Here is a 14,790-nt window from a genome sequence, read left to right on the forward strand (position 1 = left end):
GCCGACCTCCCGCGCACCGGGCCCGGTGCCCTCAGCCGGTGTGCAGCACGCGCAAGCGCCCGGGCGCCGCCGGATCCCGGTCGACGACCTGCACCGGCGGCCACGCCCACTGCCACACACTGCCGCCCGGCTCCCGGGAGAACCGGATCCTGCCGCGGGTGCCCTCCACCGCGAGATGCGGCCACGACGCCGCGATCCGCGCCCGGTCCGGCCCCTGCGAGCGCAGCACCTCGGCCAGCACCGCGACCGTGTCGTACCCCTCGAAGGCGACGAACGACGGCTCCCCGCCCAGCCGTTCCCGCAGCGCCGCCCCCACCCGGGCACCGAGCGGGCCGAGCCGCTCCGGCAGGTAGCGCAGGAACGGCACGCCCGCGCCGTCACCGCCCAGCAGCGCCGCCCACTCGGCGAACTCCGGCTGCCCCGCCGGCGCGCCGACCAGCACCCCCGCCAGCCGCCTGTCGCCGCGCACCGCCCTGACGAGGGACACCGCCGGCTCCGGGTGGCCGACCAGCAGCAGCACGGCCGTCGCCTCCCGCCGCACCAGTTCCCCGCACACCGCGGCGGGGCAGAGCGCGGCCGCGTCGACTTCGACGACGGCGCCGCCGTGCGGGGCCAGGCACTCCCGCAGGACGCGCGCCCCGGACGCCCAGTAGACGCTCGGCTGGGTCACCACCGCGACCCGGCGGTGGCCCGCGCCGAGCAGGAACTGCGCGAACACGCGCCAGCTGTGCGACTGCGCCGGACACAGCCGCGCCACCCACGGCGTCGGCCGGTCGGTGAGCGCGTCGAGCACCGCCGACGTGCACAGGTACGGCAGGCCGGCGGCATCGGCCCCGGCGGCGACCGCCCGCGCCACGACGCTGTGGTACTCCCCGGCCAGAGCCGCCACCCCCAGGCCGGCCAGCTCCTCCACCGCCTCGGCGGCCCTGCGCGGATCGGCCGCGGTGTCCCGCACCAGCAGCTCCAGCGGCCGCCCGCCGATCCCCCCGGCCCCGTTGACCTCGTCCACGGCCAGCTCCAAGCCGGCGAGCACGTGCCGCCCCGCCTCGACCCAGCCCGGCCGGGACAGCGGAACGAGGGCACCGACGCGCACCGACGGACCCTCGCCCCGCCGCGCTCCGGTGGCCGATGGTGACGGTGACGGTGACGTACTCATGCGCTGGCTCCCCGCGTGACGATCCGGTCGGCGCGGACCGCGCGGACCGCGCGGACCCGTGCAGACCGCGCGGGCGGCCGGACCCGCCGGGCCGGCACTCCGCACCCGTCGCGTCCCGCTCCACCGCGAGCGCACCTGCGCGATCATGCGGGCCCATTGCACCCACCACCGCCACCCCCCGGCAAGCCGGTTTTCGGCCGCGCGCCACCAGCGCCCGCCCCTCGGCAACCGGCCCGGGCGGCAGGCGAACGTCGGCCTGCCGTCAAACGGCGGGCCCGGCACCCGTCGCAGCCCCGCCGCCATCCGGGGGACAGCCTCTGCTCGGCGACTTCGCCGGGCCGCACGGCGATTGCGGCGAAACTGGCCGGGCCCCCTCGGGAACCGGCCTGGGGCCTGGCCCGGACGGCAGGGGAATGTCGGCCTGCCGTCAGCGGCGGCAGGCGGCGGGCCGGGTGCCCGTCGCAGCCCCCGCCGTCACCCGGGGGACAGTCTCGGCTCGGCAACTTCGCCAACCCGCACGGCCAACCGGCCCCACCAGCACCACTGCCCGCCCCTCGGGAACCGGCCCGGACGGCAGGCGAATGTCGGCCTGCCGTCAAACGGCGGCAAGCGGCGGGCCCGGCACCTGTCGCAGCCCCGCCGCCCGCCGAGGGACAGCCTTTGGCTCGGCAACTTCGCCGGGCCGCACGGCGATCGCGGCGAAACTGGCCGGGCCCTCTCGGGAACCGGCCCGGGTTCGGCCCGGACGACGGGGGAACGTCGGCCTGCCGTCAAGCGGCGGCAGGCGGCGGGCCCGGTGCCCGTCGCAGCCCCGCCGCTCGCCGAGGAGCAGACTCGGCTCGGCAACTCCGCCGGGCCGCATGGCGATCGCGGCGAACGGGCCCCGCCGCCACTGGCCGCCCCTCGGGAACCGGCTCGGCCCCGGCCTCCCACGACCGGCGAATGTCGACCTGTCGTCACACAAGCGCCGCCCCGCGCAGCCCAGGACGCGAAGCGATGGCAGGGACGAGGCCCGCCATCCGAGGAACAGCCTCAGCTCGGCAACTTCGCCAGGCCGCACGGCGATCGCGACCCACGGGCCCGCGACCTCGCCACCCATCCAGGAGGACGCCCCCTTGCGCATCGGCAGGAAGCCCGCCGCGACCACGGCCCCGATCGGCGCCCTCGCCCCGCCCGCCCGGCGCCCTCGCCCCGGCGCCTCGCGCTGCGCCCCACGCCTCGCGCTGCGCCGCCCGGCTCTCCGCCCGGGCGCGAGGAGTGGGAAGTCGGCCGGGCCGGCTTCCCACTCCCGGGCGCCGGTTCGTGGGTGGGTGGTGGGGGTGGTCTGCTTCTTGGTGGTGATGTTGGGGAAGCTGGTGGCGAGGGTGTCGGGGGTTGTGGGAGGTCGCCTGGTCGGGTGGGGGCGGGGTTCCGTCGCCTTGGTGGTGGGGTGGTGGGGTCGTCGGCTTCGGCTGCTGGGTGCCGAGTTGGCCGGTGTCGGGCGGTGCGCTCGTGGCGGGTGGGTGGGTGGGGCGGGCGGGTGGGCATGCCACTGTGCTCGGTGAGGAGTGGGAAGTCGGCCGGGCCGGCTTCCCACTCCGGGGCGCCGTTCGCGGGTGGGCAGCGGGGGCGGACTACTTCTCGATGGTGATGTCCTTGAAGCTGATGACGAAGGCGTCCGGGTCGTCGTCCTCGTCCAGGTGGTAGGTGGTGCTGGCCCAGGCGTCGGCGAGGCGGACGCGGCGGGAGGCGGGGTCGGCGGGGTCCCCGGCGATCAGGACGACGTCCTGGTGGGTGCTGGTGTTCTCGACGTCCTCGACCCAGGTGGTGGTGGCCTCGTGGCGCTCGTCGCCGCGGGTGAGGAGTACGTCGCCCCACAGCGGGACCGGGGCCCTGACGCCGGTGGTCAGGAGGGCGTCGAGGTCGAGTTCGGAGCCGACGAGGGTGAGCTTGGTGACGGAGTCGAGTGCTTCGGCCCGGTCGTCGCCGAGGTCGAGGTGGTACGTGGTCATGTCCGGATCTCCAGGTGGCGCGGGCGGCGGGGTCAGTACAGCTCGGGGGAGGTGCGCACGGGGATCCTGACCTTGAAGACGGTGCCGTCGTCGAGGAAGAAGACGACGCGGGCGTTGTCCCCGGGGGTGATCAGGCGGGTCGGCTTCTCCAGCATGAGGTGGTACTGGCCCGGCACGAAGGCGAACCCGCCCTTGGCGGAGAGGGTCACCGTGTCGAGCTTGACCATCTTCGAGCTCTCCGCGTCGGTGACGGTCTGGTAGATCGTGATGTTGCGGTAGTCCGGGCTCTTGATCCTGGTGATCTCGTAGCGCTTGTCGGCGGAGTTGTCGAGCGTGATGTAGCCCGCGGCCGGCAGGGCGTTCGGCAGCCAGCGGATCCAGGCGGACTTGTCCCTGACCTTGATGTCGGTGGTGACCGGAGTCTTCATGCGGTGCTCCCCTCGGCGGGGCCGCCGTCCGGCCCCGGGGCGGCCAGCACACCGCGTGGCCGAACGATCACGCAAGGAGGGCTGCGGAAGATCACCCGATCGGGTGGCGGCAGGGCCCCGCCGCCCCTGTGGCGGGGCGGCGGGGCCGTCAACCGGGCCCGGTCGGCGCCGAGTTGAGCGGGGGAAGCCGGCCGGGCCGGCTTCCCCCTCCTCGCAACGTCCTAGAAGAACCAGACGGAGAGCCGGGCCGTGGTCGGGGCGACGTCGCAGAAGTAGCCGACCGCCTGCCCGCGGGCCACGTAGGCCTGCCCGGCGGCCTCGCACGCGGCGCCGCTGGGGTACATGCCGACGTAGGTGTAGCCGGTCGTCCTGGTGGTGGACGCCTGGGCGGCGGGGGCGGCCGCGAGGCCGCCCGCGACCGTGAGCAGTCCGGCCAGGGCCATGCTGGAAACTGCCGTGCGAAGTGCCATGTCGGTGTCTTCCTCGCTCAGGGGAGAACGCCGGAGTCCGCTTCCCGGCGTCCGGCGCAGAGCCTTCCGGAACCCCGGATTCGGGGCAATGGTAGAGACCAATTTGGCAGAAAACAGTCGATCACCGGGGCCGGCCGGCCCCCGGGCCCACCCGGCGGGTCGACCACGGCGGCACGCGCGCGCCGGCTACTGCCGGGTGCAGGTCAGGTCGGTCTGCGGCAGGCGTCCGCCGGCCAGGTAGGCGTTGACCGCGTCGTCCACGCACGCGTTGCCGTAGAGCCCGTAGAGCCCGTGCTGGTCGGCGCCCCGCAGGGTGAGCAGCCGCGATCCGGGCAGCATCGAGTGCAGCGCGACGCCGTCCCGGTAGGGGGTGCGCGGGTCCCCGGTGGCGGCGAGGATCAGCACCCGGGCGCCGCGGCGCACCTCGACGGGGGGACCGCCCGGGACGTCCCAGAACGCGCAGGGGCTGATGTTGTCGAGCAGCGGCCCGAACAGCGGGTGCTCGGCGCGCTCCTGCTCGATCCGGCGCCAGTACTCCTGCGGGTCGCGGGCAGCCGGGCCGTCCGCGCACAGCACGGCCTGGGCGCCGGCGGCCGGCGACGACCCCTGCGCGGTGAACAGGAGGCGCAGCAGGGCGGTCGTCGCGGCCGAGGGCGTGACCGGCCGGCCCGCCGCGGCCTCGGCCAGCTGCGCCATCTGCTCGGCGAGGGCCGCCCGTTGCGGGTCGGAGTCGTCCGCGAGCGCGATGAACAGCAGCACCGGTACCCGGGTGTCGTCGAGTTCGAAGGCGTCGGCGCCGCTGCCGACCAGGAGCGGGCGGGCCGCGGCCGCCTCGACCGTGCGCAGGATCCCCGCGGCCACCTCCTCGCGGGTGCGGCCGAGCCCGTAGCGGTCGTGCCGGGCCGCCGCCCAGTCGGCCCAGTCGGCGAAGGCGTGCTCGTTCTCCGCCACCGCGTTGGGCAGCAGCGCGGGCCCGGTGTGGCGCGGGACGGTCGCGCCGTCCAGGACCACCCGGTCGAGGCGGCCGGGGAACAGCTGCGTGTACACCGTGCCGAGGTAGGTGCCGTAGGACAGGCCGAGGAAGGAGATCCTCCGTTCGCCGAGCGCGCCGCGGACCACGTCCATGTCCCGGGCGGTGGGGACGGTGCCCGCGTACGGCAGCAGGTCGCCGGCCGCCGAGCGGCACCTGGCCGCGAGGTCCCGGTGGAGGGCGACCTGGCGCTCGAAGGAGGCGCGGCCGGTCCCGGCGGAGAAGAGGCCGCCGACCGGCCAGCCGCAGTCCAGCGGGGTGCTGCGGCCGGCGAAACGCGGGTCTAGGCCGACGATGTCGTAGCGGCCGGCGGTGTCCTTGAGCGCGGCGCGCACCCGCAGCGGCGCGCCGAGCGTGGGGGCGGCGGGGCCGCCGTCGTTGAGCAGCAGCGTGCCGATCCGGTGGCGGGTGTCGGTGGCCGCGATCCGGGAGAGCGCCAGCGTGAGGGTGCGGCCGCGGGGGTCGGCGTAGTCGAGCGGCACGGTGACGTCCGCGCAGCGGGCGCCGGCCTGCTGCAGTGCGGCGCCCACCTGGTCGTCGGGGCCCTGGAGGCAGCCGTGCCAGCCGAGGCGCTGGTGGTAGAAGCGGCCGAGCCCCGGCGCGGGGGCGGGGGATGCGGGCGGGGCTGCGGCGGCCACGGTCAGGCCCGCCGCGAGGGCGAGGCCGGCCGCGAGGGTGCGGCGGCGGTGGAAGGAGGGCATGAGGGCTCCTCGACGGCTGTCGGATCCGGTCGCAGGAGCATCCCCGCCCGCCCCGCCCAGCCGCGGACGGGGCGCGCGGAACAGCCGGACGGACGCCTCCCGTCCCCACGGGTCCCGCCGGTCGAGAAGCACGGAAATCCGTGCACGGACCCGCGGAAGATCACCTATCGTGTGGGGATCACGCCCTGAGACGGACGGAAGGAGGCGAGCGCCGTGCAGTTCACACCATTGCAGCGCTCCCTCTTCCGCTGTCCCGGCGTGGTTCGCCAGTTCTGACCGGGAGCGCCCCCAGCAGGCCTGTATCCCGGAGGAATCCATGACCGACCTGGTCATCCGCGCGCTCTGCGCGAGCGACGCGCATCTCTTCGACGCACTCCCCGACCCCATGGGCGCCCGTGAAGGCCATCGGCGCACCCGGTTCCGCCCCGACTGGAAGCGCGTCGCCCTGCGCGACGGCGAGGTCGTCGCACGCGGCGCGTGGTGGGGCGGCCCCGACGACTCGGAGCCCGTCAACATCAACTGGTTCGACGTCGCCGAGGGCGAGGAGGAGGCCGGAGCCGAACTCCTGCGCTCCGCTCCCTGGAAGGTCGAACTCGAGATCAACCTGCCCGGCGGCTGGCGGGAGCAGACCGACCTGCGCGCCGGCGCCGAGGCCCGCTTCGCCGCCGCACGAGCCGCGGGCTACGAACTCCTGGTGGAACGCTTCCTGTACCGCTGGACGCCGGAGCGGGGCCTGCCCGAGCGGCCCGGACGCCTGCGCTTCAGCGCGGAACCCGACGACGCCGTGTTCTTCGACGCGTTGCGCCGCATCCACTCCGTCACCCTGGACGCCCACGCGCTCAGGGCCATCGGGGAGGGCGGCCTCGACCGGGCCGCCCAGGAGGAACTCGACTTCTTCCACTGGTGCCCCTCCCCGCGCGAGTGGTGGCAGACCGCCCGCACGCCGGAAGGCGAACTGGCCGGCATCCACATCCCGGCCCACAACCCCTCCGGCCCGACCATCGGCTTCATCGGAGTCGTCCCGGAACAGCGCGGCCGCGGCTACGCCTACGACCTCCTCGCCGAGTGCACCCACCTCCTCGCCGAGCAGGGCGCGGAGTTCATCGGCGGGGCGACGGACCGGGGCAACTTCCCCATGGCCGCGAACTTCGCCAAGGCGGGCTTCCCCGTCATCCGTGAACGCATCAACTTCCTCCCGGCGGGCCACACCGCCTGAGCAGGAGCAGCACGCGGCGAGCGGTCCGGTGCCGAAGGCAGGCCCGGACCGCTCATCAGACGTCGAACTCGCCGGTGCGGACGGCGGTGACGAAGGCCTGCCAGGCGGAGGAGGGGAAGAGGAGGGCCGGACCGGAGGGGTCCTTGGAGTCGCGTACGGGCATGACGCCGGCGAAGCCGTCGGCGACCTCGATGCATGCGCCGCCGTTGGGGCCGCTGTACGAACTCTTCCGCCAGGAAGCCTTCGTCAGGTCGACATCCACTCCAGGTCCCTCCTTACCGCACGGATGAAAGCCAACGATTCGCTCTGGCCGAGGGCCTCGACCGCAAGCCGATCGTAGCTCTTGACGAATGCGGCAACCGACTTGGTGTCGCGGTCGATGTATCCCCGGGACTCAATCTCGCCGTAAGCGAGAACTTTCCGGTTCGGCATGGTAAGGAGATACGCCATGTGTGTGAAGGGCCGGTTCTCTCCCAAAGTGAACGGGGCCACCTGGATGATCACGTTCGGGCGAGTGGCCAACTGTTCGAGGTGAAGCAGCTGTTCGACCATCACATCACGACCGCCGACGATCCGCCTGAGGCAGCTTTCATCCAACACCACGTGTACGAGTGGGGGAGGAGTCCGTACCAGGACCTGCTGCCGGGCAAGCCTGAACTCGATGCGTTCCTCGGCCAGCTTCTGGGAGGAAAGGCCAAGGCCGACGCTACCCATCTGGATCGCGGTCGCATATGCCCGAGTCTGTAGAAGCCCGGCTACGACGTTGATCTCGAAAATCCTCATCTCCTCTGCGAGGGCCTCGTACCGGGCGTACTCCGGGAACCCCTCCAGGATCGCGGCGTTCTTCAGCTGATACCACATCAGCAGCATGGTGCCGCCGGTGTCGAGCGCGATGTCGGACAGCTCGGCAAGCTTGCGACTCGGGGGCCGGTGCGCAAGTTCGACGTAGGACAGGTGCGAGGGGGAGCACCCGATGAGCGGGGCCAGCTCCTCCTGGAGCAGGTCCTTGGCCTCTCGGAAAGCGCGGAGTTGGATTCCGAAGGGGGCCCAGGGGCTGGACTCCGGGTCGATCTTCTTCTTGTTCATGGCAGCCCTCAACTTCCGTGCGGCCCACTGGCAAGTAGCAGGCCGCTTCCCATGCTAGGTGACCTTGCGCCAGCATGTGCACAGAACGTGAAACTCCGATCGCAGAGAGTTCCCCCATGCCCCACGACCAACTCCCCCGCCTCCACGGCTACGGCGTCCGCTGGGACCCGCAGGCCGACCGCTACCGGGTCCGCAACGAGCTCACCGGCGAGTGGCTGCGCCAACCCGGCGGCGAGCTCGCCTCCTTCACCTTCTTCGGGGACGCCTACAGCGCCTGGCGCGCCTTCGAGGTCCACAAGCGGCCGGGGGAGTGACCACCGTGTCCTCCACCCTCTCCCGCGCGACCGCCGAGCAGCGCCGGCAGGCCGCCGAGGTCCTCGACGACCTCACCACCGTCCTCGCCCTCGGCGGCGTCCGGCCCCCCACGCTGGAAGTCGACTGGGACACCGGCCGGCTGACGTGCAGCTACCTGCTCCACCTCACCGCCCGCCCGCTCGACCTGCTGCGCATGGTCGACCTGCTCCGCAAGGGCCTGCGCTACGAGCGTCTGACCTGGGACGACTGAACTCCCCCGCCGCTGTCGAGAAAGTGACCTCCCCCGTGCAAGACCCCCGCCTGCTCGCCAAGCCCCCCGTCTGCCGGCTCGGCTGCCTCGTCCTGATCCGCAACCAGCGCGGCGACGTCCTCCTGGTCGACCCGGACTACATGGACGGCATGATCCTCCCGGGCGGCTCCGCCCGCCCCAACGAGCCCCCGCACCTGGCCGCCGCCCGCCACCTGCACGCCGACACCGGGCTGATCGTGCGTCTGACGGACGTCCTCGCCGTCGACTTCACCCCGGCCGACCGCTACCTGCAACGCCTCAACCTCGTCTTCGACGGCGGCACCGTCCCCGACAGCACCCGGATCACCGTCCCGGCGCAGCGCAGGAGCGGTCTGCTGGGCGCCCGCTTCGTCCCCGCCGTCGACCTGCCGGACTTCATGGCGCCCTCCCAGGCCGCCCGCACGGCCGAGGCCCTCGTCAACCGCTCCCTGCCCGTCCTCCTCCACGGCCAGCGCGCCGCCTGACCCACCTGCCCCGGCCCGGCGCGCACGTTCCGCAGCCGCGCCGGGACCGGGGGTGTGCGCGCCGAGCCGTCAGGGCCGGGAGGACGTCACCCGCGCGGCGATGGCCCGTGCGCACTCCATCGCCTCGGCGTGCGTGGTGTCCACCTCCAGGTCGTAGACCACGCCCCGGTGGACCGCATCCGCCTGGGACGCGGCCATCCCGATGATCCGGTCGCCCCGCGCGACCTCGCGGTCCGCGGCCACCGCACTGTCGCACCGCACGCCGACCCACAGCACCCGCAGATCGTGCAGGGCCTTGTGCCACCGCTGCTGCGAGTCCGCTCCGCTCAGGAACACCTCGTCGACGACGACCCGGGCGCCCGCGCGGGCCATCGCGGCGATCCCCTCGATCCACGCCGCCTCCACTGCCCGGAGTTCCGGCCCGACGGCCACCTGCCCGTCCGGCGCGAACTCGATCCCCGCGTCCGACGCCTGCAGGGACGCCGGTGCCGCGTCGAGCAGCGTGTCGACCCCGAGGACCAGCCACGGATCCGGCAGGACCGCCTGCAGGCACCGGGCGATCCCGGACTTCCCCGCGCTGGAACCACCGTTGAGAACGATCACTTCAGTCATCACCACGCCACAGTAGGGGCGCCCCGGCGGTCCCCGAAAAGGTTTTCCGCGCAGGCCGCCCGCCTCCCGCCACCCGGTGCCCTTCCCGGTCGCCGGATCCGGCCGTCGGGCGGGGGGCATCTCCCTTCGCCCGTACGGCGGATGGGGGTTCTCCGAGGGTGCTTCTCAGGGTCCACCCGGATACCCCTCGGGGCCCGGCAGGCCCGAGACTCGACCCATGCGCATCACACGGGCCGGCTGGGCCGTCATGACGGTGCTCTCCACCTTCATCGTCGTCAGCTCCGTCAAGTACTTCAGCTTCGATCCGGCGGCGTACTTCGCACACCAGCGCGCCACCTACCTGAGCCACCAAGTCCCGCTCGGCATCCACGTGTTCGGCGCCGTCACGGCGCTGGCCCTCGGGCCGTGGCAGTTCTCCGGGCGCCTGCGCGCACGCCTCCCGCGCTGGCACCGCCGCATCGGCGCCACCTACCTGCTGGCCTGCCTGGTCGGCGGGGTGGGGGCGCTGTGGCTGGCGCCCGTCGCGTACGGGGGCGCGCTTTCCGGGGCCGGCTTCGCGGGCCTGGCCGCGGCCTGGCTGGTGACCGGCGGCGCCGGGCTGCGGGCGGTCCTCGACGGCCGGGTGGCCGACCACCGCCGCTGGATGATCCGCAGCTTCGCGCTCACCTCCGCCGCCGTCACCCTGCGGCTGATGCTGCTCGCCGCGACGACGGCCGGCCTGGACTTCCGCGCCTCCTACACCGCCATCGCCTGGCTGTGCTGGGTGCCCAACCTGGTGCTGGCCTGCTGGTTCACCCGCACCCGGCGGGCCCCCGCGCCGGCGTGAGCGCGCCGGCGCGTGTTAGCCCGGCCGGGCAGCGCCGTTCCTCTGCCCGGGTAGCCGGCCGGCCGTCCGGGGGGCCGGCCCGGTGGTTCGGTTACGTATCGGTGTCGACGGGGGATCAGCTCCCGTCGGCGAACCCCGAGAACCCTTGAACCATCAGGAGGCCTCCATGGCCCGCACCAAGCCCCTGGTCCTGACCGCCCTCGCCGCCGTCGCCGTCCTGGCCGCGAGCACGGCGGCCGCCGTCGCCGACGACAAGCCCGCCGGGAAGCCCGCCGACAAGCCGGCCGTCGTCGTCCCCGAGGACCAGCCCCCCATCGACCCCTCGCTGTCGGCCGCGCACACCCCGGTCTCCGGCACCCCGGTCAGCGTGGCCGCGGGCGCCAACGGGATCGCCACCGTGACCTGTCCGTCCGGCCAGGTGCCCACCGGCGGTGGCGGCCAGACCAGCGCCTTCCGGATCTTCTTCACCGACTCCTACCCGAGCTTCGGCAACTCCTGGGTCGTGCGCGGCACCAACACCGGCACCGCGACCGAGACCATCTCGGCGACCGCCGTCTGCACCACCCCCTGACCCGCGGGACGCGCAGGCCGAACGACCCGGGCCCGGCCGTCGGGCCCGGGTCGTCCCGCGTCCCGCGTCCCGCGCCCGGCGTCCGGCGTCCCGCGCCCGGCGTCCCGCGTCCCGGGCCCGCGCCCCGCGTCCCGGGCCTCGCGGTCACTTCGGTGACGGCAGGAGCCCCACGTCCGAGACCGGCCCGAGGTGGGCGAGCTTGTCGGGGTTGGACACGGCGTGGACCGCCCGCACCGCGCCGCCGGCGTCGATGTCCAGCTCGATGACGCTGGCCACGCGCTGCTCGGCGTCGTACAGCACCGCGCCCGGGCGGCCGTTGACCCGCGCGGGGACCAGGCGCACGCCCAGGCGGCGGATGCGGCGCAGCCCGCCGACCAGCAGCTGGGCGACGCGGCGCGGGTCGGTGACGCACTGGGCGAGCGCGCGGGCCTTGCCGCCGCCGTCGCCCTGGAACACCACGTCGGGGGCGAGCATGGCGAGCAGGTCGTCCAGGTCCCCGCCCTCGGCGACCTCGAAGAAGCGCCGGGCCAGTTCCTCGCCCTGCGCGCGCCGCGCCGGGGCGGGGGCGAGCGCGCCGTCCTCGGGCGCGGCCAGGCGCTTCCTGGCGCGGGTGAGGATCTGACGGCAGTTCGCCTCGCTCCGGCCCACCATCCGCGCGACCTGCGGGTAGTCGTACCCGAACGCCTCGCGCAGCGTGAACACCGCCCGCTCGACCGGGGACAGGGCCTCCATCAGCACCAGGAACGCCATCGACAGGGTGTCCGCCAGCTCGGCGTGCTCGGCCGGGCCGGGACGCTCGGCGGTGGTGACGACCGGCTCGGGCAGCCACTCGCCGACGTAGGTCTCGCGGCGCACCCGGGCGGACTTCAGGTGGTTGATGCCCAGCCGGGTGACGGTCGTCGTCAGGTACGCCTTGGGGTCGGTGACCGCGGTGCCGGCCTGCTCGGCGCGGGTCAGGTTGAGGAAGGTGTCCTGGACGAGGTCCTCGGCGTCGCCGACCGAACCCGTCATCCCGTAGGCGATGGAGAACAGCAGCGGCCGGTACCCGGCGGCCGCCGACACCGCCGTTCCCGCCGCCGGTCCCGTCGCTGTTCCCGCCGCCGCCGTTCCCGCCGTCGGTCCCGTCATGGAAATCCCCCTCTCCGAGCGTGGCCAGCAGGCTATCCGAGGCCCGGCGCCGCCCATGCGTGGGTGGTGTGACGCAGGTCACCGGGGCGGGGGCGGCGGGAGCCGTCACAAAGCGGCGGGCTGTCCTGTCTTCAAGGGCAGCAACGGCACACACGACCGAGGAGCACACCATGGAACCCCGCCTCGACCCCTTCGCCAGCCCGCTCATCGGCAAGGTCTTCAAGCACCTCATCGCGGCCAACAAGCCCATCGCCGAGTCGAGCCTGCCCTACGCCGTCCAGGAGCTGGTGCGGATGCGCGCCAGCCAGATCAACGGCTGCGGCGCCTGCCTGGACATGCACTACAAGGAGGCCGTCCACGCCGGGGAGGACCCGGTGCGCCTGGCCCTGGTCGCCGCCTGGCGCGAGACCGACGTGTTCACCGACGCCGAGCGCGCCGCGCTGGAGCTCGCCGAGGAGGGCACCCGGCTCGCCGACGCGGCCGGCGGGGTCAGCGACGAGGTGTGGGAGAACGCCGCCAAGCACTACGACGAGGAGCAGATGGCGGCGCTGGTCAGCCTGATCTCGCTGATCAACGCCTTCAACCGGGCCAACGTGATGATCCGCCAGCCCGGCGGCGGCTACCAGGTCGGCATGTACGGGCACTGACCGGGCCGGGCCGGACCGTACGCCGGGGGAGGGAAGGGGAGCGCCGTGAACGTCGCGCTGTGGATCGTCGCCTGCCTGCTGGCCGCCGCCTACCTGCTGGGCGGCGCCCTCAAGGCGGTCGCGCCGAGGGAGCGGATCGCCGCCGCCGGGCCCAGCGGCCACTGGGTGGAGGACTTCAGCCCCGGCGGGGTGAAGGCGATCGGCGCCGTCGAGGTGCTGGCGGCCGTCGGGCTGGTGCTGCCCGCCGTGCTCGGCATCGCGCCGGTGTTCGTGCCGCTGGCGGCCGCCGGCCTGGTGCTGCTGATGGCCGGGGCGGCGGCGGTGCGCTGGCGCCGCGGGGAGTACCGGCTCGTGGCGCTCGACGCGGTCTACATCCTGCTGGCCGCCTTCGTGGCCTGGGGCCGCTTGGGGCCCGAACCCTTCCTCAACTAGCCCGCCGGGCACGGCCGGTGGGTCAGGCCGGGGCCGCCCGGCGGTACGGCTGCGCGCCCGCGCCGAGGTCCCGTCGGCCGGAACCGTTCGGTGGATCACTCGTACGGGTGAACATCGCCGGTGCGTCCCGGCCAACGGGACCTCGTCGCGGGCGCGGGCTGCCACGATCTCGGTCGTCGCGCCCCGCGCCCGACCGACGCCGTGAGAGAGGGAGAAACCGATGTCCGAGGAGACGACGCGCCGGATCGCCCTGGTCCGCCACGCCAAGGCCGAATGGTCCGACGGGGACGACCACGAGCGCCCGCTCGCCGACCGGGGCCGCAAGGACGCGCCGGTGGCCGGCCGCTGGCTCGCCGGCGCCGGCATCACGCCCGACCTCGCGCTCGTCTCGACCGCCGCGCGCACCCGCGAGACCTGGAAGCTGCTGGTCTCCGAACTCCCGGCCAGGCCGAGGGCCGTGTTCGAGGACCGCCTGTACGAGGCGAGCCCCGGCGAGCTGATCGCGGTCCTCAACGAGACCTCCGACGAGGTGCACGACCTGGTCGTGGTCGGCCACAACCCGGGCGTCCACGCCCTGGCCGACGCCCTGGCCGGCGAGGCCGAGGGGGACCTGCCGGCGCGGATGAACCGCTCCGGCTTCCCGACCTGCGCCGTGGCGGTCCTGACCTTCGCCGGCAGCTGGAAGGCCGTCGAGCACGGCGTCGCCCGGCTCGTCGCCTTCTGGGCGCCGCACGCCTGACGCCCGGCCCGGGCCCGGTTGCCTCTTTCGAGTGACCGGCGGCGCGACACCCGCTCCGGAGACCGGACGTACGACAGGGTGAGCCGGACACCCCGTCGTATCCGTACTCAGAGAGGGACAGGTGGGTTCCGTGGTGACCAAGGCAGAGCGCGACCACTTCCAGGCGATGTTCAGGAAGCTCGACGCCGACGGTGACGGAGTGATCGAGCAGGTCGACATCGACCAGCTGGTCCAGGAGATGCTGCACCGGGCCGGCGCCGGCGCCCCGGGCACGCAGACCTGGCGGCGGGTGACGGGCCTGGGCAACCGGCTGTGGCAGGAACTGCTCGCCGCCGTGGACGAGAACGCGGACCGCAAGGTCACCGCCCGGGAGTTCGTCGCCGCCTACCGGCGTCCCGACTTCCTCGACCAGGTCGCGGTCCCCTTCGAGCTCGCCGTCCTCGACGCGGCCGACGCCGACAACGACGGCAGGATCTCCGTCGGGGAGTGGCTGACCTGGCAGCAGGCCAAGGGCACCGTCCCGACCGAAGCCCTCGACGAGTTCCGGCGCATCGACGCCGACGGCGACGGCTACCTCACCCGGGAGGAATGCGCCCAGCACATCAAGCAGACCTACACCACCTGAGGGCCGCCCCGGCGCCGAACCCGGCGGGGCCGCCCGGCAGCCGGCCGCCCGGCCCCGGCACGCC

The 14,790-nt window shown here is 74.1% G+C and carries 19 protein-coding genes; 10 read left to right on the forward strand and 9 right to left on the reverse strand.

All coding sequences use genetic code 11. The annotated features are described in order from the left end of the window. Positions 1–31 precede the first annotated feature (31 nt). The 5 genes from ACIQI7_RS34215 to ACIQI7_RS34235 form a co-directional block, all read right to left on the reverse strand. A complete protein-coding gene (locus ACIQI7_RS34215) occupies positions 32–1,156 on the reverse strand; it encodes an ABC transporter substrate-binding protein (protein WP_401117635.1) in 1,125 nt (374 codons plus the stop codon). A 1,613-nt stretch (positions 1,157–2,769) separates the two neighbouring features. Beyond that, entirely contained in the window at positions 2,770–3,147 is a 378-nt protein-coding gene (locus tag ACIQI7_RS34220) for a hypothetical protein (protein ID WP_401117637.1), read from the reverse strand. Positions 3,148–3,179: 32 nt separating this feature from the next. After that, complete coding sequence (locus tag ACIQI7_RS34225; RefSeq protein WP_401117639.1) at positions 3,180–3,575, reverse strand: copper chaperone PCu(A)C; 396 nt, start codon at positions 3,573–3,575, stop codon at positions 3,180–3,182. A 221-nt stretch (positions 3,576–3,796) separates the two neighbouring features. Continuing rightward, entirely contained in the window at positions 3,797–4,045 is a 249-nt protein-coding gene (locus ACIQI7_RS34230) for a hypothetical protein (RefSeq protein ID WP_401117641.1), read from the reverse strand. 186 nt (positions 4,046–4,231) lie between these two features. Then, complete coding sequence (locus ACIQI7_RS34235) at positions 4,232–5,776, reverse strand: alpha/beta fold hydrolase (protein WP_401117643.1); 1,545 nt, start codon at positions 5,774–5,776, stop codon at positions 4,232–4,234. Between the two features lie 316 nt (positions 5,777–6,092). Between ACIQI7_RS34235 and ACIQI7_RS34240 the strand changes: the two genes are divergently transcribed. Then, a complete protein-coding gene (locus ACIQI7_RS34240) occupies positions 6,093–6,992 on the forward strand; it encodes a GNAT family N-acetyltransferase (protein ID WP_401117645.1) in 900 nt (299 codons plus the stop codon). A gap of 55 nt (positions 6,993–7,047) precedes the next feature. Here ACIQI7_RS34240 and ACIQI7_RS34245 read toward each other — a convergent pair whose 3' ends face one another. Further along, complete coding sequence (locus ACIQI7_RS34245; RefSeq protein WP_401117647.1) at positions 7,048–7,254, reverse strand: DUF397 domain-containing protein; 207 nt, start codon at positions 7,252–7,254, stop codon at positions 7,048–7,050. Continuing rightward, positions 7,239–8,078 (reverse strand): Scr1 family TA system antitoxin-like transcriptional regulator, encoded by an 840-nt coding sequence (locus ACIQI7_RS34250; RefSeq protein ID WP_401117649.1) that lies wholly within the window; start codon positions 8,076–8,078, stop codon positions 7,239–7,241. Before ACIQI7_RS34250 ends, ACIQI7_RS34245 begins: the two co-directional genes overlap by 16 nt. A gap of 116 nt (positions 8,079–8,194) precedes the next feature. Here ACIQI7_RS34250 and ACIQI7_RS34255 point away from each other — a divergent pair, with 116 nt between their 5' ends. Genes ACIQI7_RS34255 through ACIQI7_RS34265 form a run of 3 tightly spaced genes read left to right on the forward strand, consistent with a single transcriptional unit; the run spans position 8,195 to position 9,146 of the window. Further along, complete coding sequence (locus tag ACIQI7_RS34255) at positions 8,195–8,392, forward strand: hypothetical protein (RefSeq protein WP_401117651.1); 198 nt, start codon at positions 8,195–8,197, stop codon at positions 8,390–8,392. A 5-nt stretch (positions 8,393–8,397) separates the two neighbouring features. Continuing rightward, positions 8,398–8,643: a hypothetical protein gene (locus tag ACIQI7_RS34260; RefSeq protein WP_401117653.1), complete on the forward strand. Its 246-nt coding sequence runs from the start codon at positions 8,398–8,400 to the stop codon at positions 8,641–8,643. A 35-nt stretch (positions 8,644–8,678) separates the two neighbouring features. Further along, positions 8,679–9,146: an NUDIX domain-containing protein gene (locus ACIQI7_RS34265; protein WP_401117655.1), complete on the forward strand. Its 468-nt coding sequence runs from the start codon at positions 8,679–8,681 to the stop codon at positions 9,144–9,146. A gap of 69 nt (positions 9,147–9,215) precedes the next feature. Here the strand turns inward: ACIQI7_RS34265 and cpt are convergent, their stop codons facing one another. After that, entirely contained in the window at positions 9,216–9,758 is a 543-nt protein-coding gene (gene cpt / locus ACIQI7_RS34270; RefSeq protein WP_401117657.1) for a chloramphenicol phosphotransferase CPT, read from the reverse strand. A gap of 217 nt (positions 9,759–9,975) precedes the next feature. Here cpt and ACIQI7_RS34275 point away from each other — a divergent pair, with 217 nt between their 5' ends. Both ACIQI7_RS34275 and ACIQI7_RS34280 read left to right on the forward strand, forming a co-directional pair. Beyond that, positions 9,976–10,584, forward strand: coding sequence for a DUF2306 domain-containing protein (locus tag ACIQI7_RS34275; protein WP_401117659.1), 609 nt, complete (start codon positions 9,976–9,978; stop codon positions 10,582–10,584). A 166-nt stretch (positions 10,585–10,750) separates the two neighbouring features. Next, positions 10,751–11,155, forward strand: coding sequence for a hypothetical protein (locus ACIQI7_RS34280; protein WP_401117661.1), 405 nt, complete (start codon positions 10,751–10,753; stop codon positions 11,153–11,155). 144 nt (positions 11,156–11,299) lie between these two features. Here ACIQI7_RS34280 and sigJ read toward each other — a convergent pair whose 3' ends face one another. Further along, on the reverse strand, positions 11,300–12,283 hold the full coding sequence (gene sigJ / locus ACIQI7_RS34285) for an RNA polymerase sigma factor SigJ (protein WP_401117663.1): 984 nt from the start codon (positions 12,281–12,283) through the stop codon (positions 11,300–11,302). Positions 12,284–12,453: 170 nt separating this feature from the next. On the opposite strand from sigJ, the gene ACIQI7_RS34290 reads away from it, so the two are divergent. The 4 genes from ACIQI7_RS34290 (at position 12,454) to ACIQI7_RS34305 (ending at position 14,726) form a co-directional block, all read left to right on the forward strand. Continuing rightward, complete coding sequence (locus tag ACIQI7_RS34290) at positions 12,454–12,930, forward strand: carboxymuconolactone decarboxylase family protein (RefSeq protein ID WP_401117665.1); 477 nt, start codon at positions 12,454–12,456, stop codon at positions 12,928–12,930. Positions 12,931–12,975: 45 nt separating this feature from the next. Beyond that, positions 12,976–13,362 carry a DoxX family protein gene (locus ACIQI7_RS34295; RefSeq protein ID WP_401117667.1) on the forward strand — a complete coding sequence of 129 codons (387 nt, stop codon included), beginning with the start codon at positions 12,976–12,978 and terminating at the stop codon, positions 13,360–13,362. 220 nt (positions 13,363–13,582) lie between these two features. Continuing rightward, complete coding sequence (locus ACIQI7_RS34300; RefSeq protein ID WP_401117668.1) at positions 13,583–14,101, forward strand: SixA phosphatase family protein; 519 nt, start codon at positions 13,583–13,585, stop codon at positions 14,099–14,101. Between the two features lie 130 nt (positions 14,102–14,231). Next, positions 14,232–14,726, forward strand: a complete 495-nt coding sequence (locus ACIQI7_RS34305) for an EF-hand domain-containing protein (RefSeq protein WP_401117670.1) — start codon at positions 14,232–14,234, stop codon at positions 14,724–14,726. The last annotated feature ends 64 nt before the right edge of the window (positions 14,727–14,790 follow it).

The organism is Kitasatospora sp. NPDC092039 (assembly GCF_044756065.1).
In the GTDB taxonomy this organism is placed as follows: Bacteria; Actinomycetota; Actinomycetes; order Streptomycetales; family Streptomycetaceae; genus Kitasatospora.

What these genes read in the sequence shown, in the direction of transcription:
- cpt (WP_401117657.1), bottom strand. Translation starts at nt 9,758, where the DNA reads ATGACTGAAGTGATCGTTCTCAACGGTGGTTCCAGCGCGGGGAAGTCC.
- ACIQI7_RS34220 (WP_401117637.1), bottom strand. Translation starts at nt 3,147, where the DNA reads ATGACCACGTACCACCTCGACCTCGGCGACGACCGGGCCGAAGCACTC.
- ACIQI7_RS34255 (WP_401117651.1), top strand. Translation starts at nt 8,195, where the DNA reads ATGCCCCACGACCAACTCCCCCGCCTCCACGGCTACGGCGTCCGCTGG.
- ACIQI7_RS34290 (WP_401117665.1), top strand. Translation starts at nt 12,454, where the DNA reads ATGGAACCCCGCCTCGACCCCTTCGCCAGCCCGCTCATCGGCAAGGTC.
- ACIQI7_RS34225 (WP_401117639.1), bottom strand. Translation starts at nt 3,575, where the DNA reads ATGAAGACTCCGGTCACCACCGACATCAAGGTCAGGGACAAGTCCGCC.
- ACIQI7_RS34230 (WP_401117641.1), bottom strand. Translation starts at nt 4,045, where the DNA reads ATGGCACTTCGCACGGCAGTTTCCAGCATGGCCCTGGCCGGACTGCTC.
- ACIQI7_RS34240 (WP_401117645.1), top strand. Translation starts at nt 6,093, where the DNA reads ATGACCGACCTGGTCATCCGCGCGCTCTGCGCGAGCGACGCGCATCTC.
- ACIQI7_RS34300 (WP_401117668.1), top strand. Translation starts at nt 13,583, where the DNA reads ATGTCCGAGGAGACGACGCGCCGGATCGCCCTGGTCCGCCACGCCAAG.
- ACIQI7_RS34280 (WP_401117661.1), top strand. Translation starts at nt 10,751, where the DNA reads ATGGCCCGCACCAAGCCCCTGGTCCTGACCGCCCTCGCCGCCGTCGCC.
- ACIQI7_RS34215 (WP_401117635.1), bottom strand. Translation starts at nt 1,156, where the DNA reads ATGAGTACGTCACCGTCACCGTCACCATCGGCCACCGGAGCGCGGCGG.
- ACIQI7_RS34235 (WP_401117643.1), bottom strand. Translation starts at nt 5,776, where the DNA reads ATGCCCTCCTTCCACCGCCGCCGCACCCTCGCGGCCGGCCTCGCCCTC.
- sigJ (WP_401117663.1), bottom strand. Translation starts at nt 12,283, where the DNA reads ATGACGGGACCGACGGCGGGAACGGCGGCGGCGGGAACAGCGACGGGA.
- ACIQI7_RS34250 (WP_401117649.1), bottom strand. Translation starts at nt 8,078, where the DNA reads ATGAACAAGAAGAAGATCGACCCGGAGTCCAGCCCCTGGGCCCCCTTC.
- ACIQI7_RS34275 (WP_401117659.1), top strand. Translation starts at nt 9,976, where the DNA reads ATGCGCATCACACGGGCCGGCTGGGCCGTCATGACGGTGCTCTCCACC.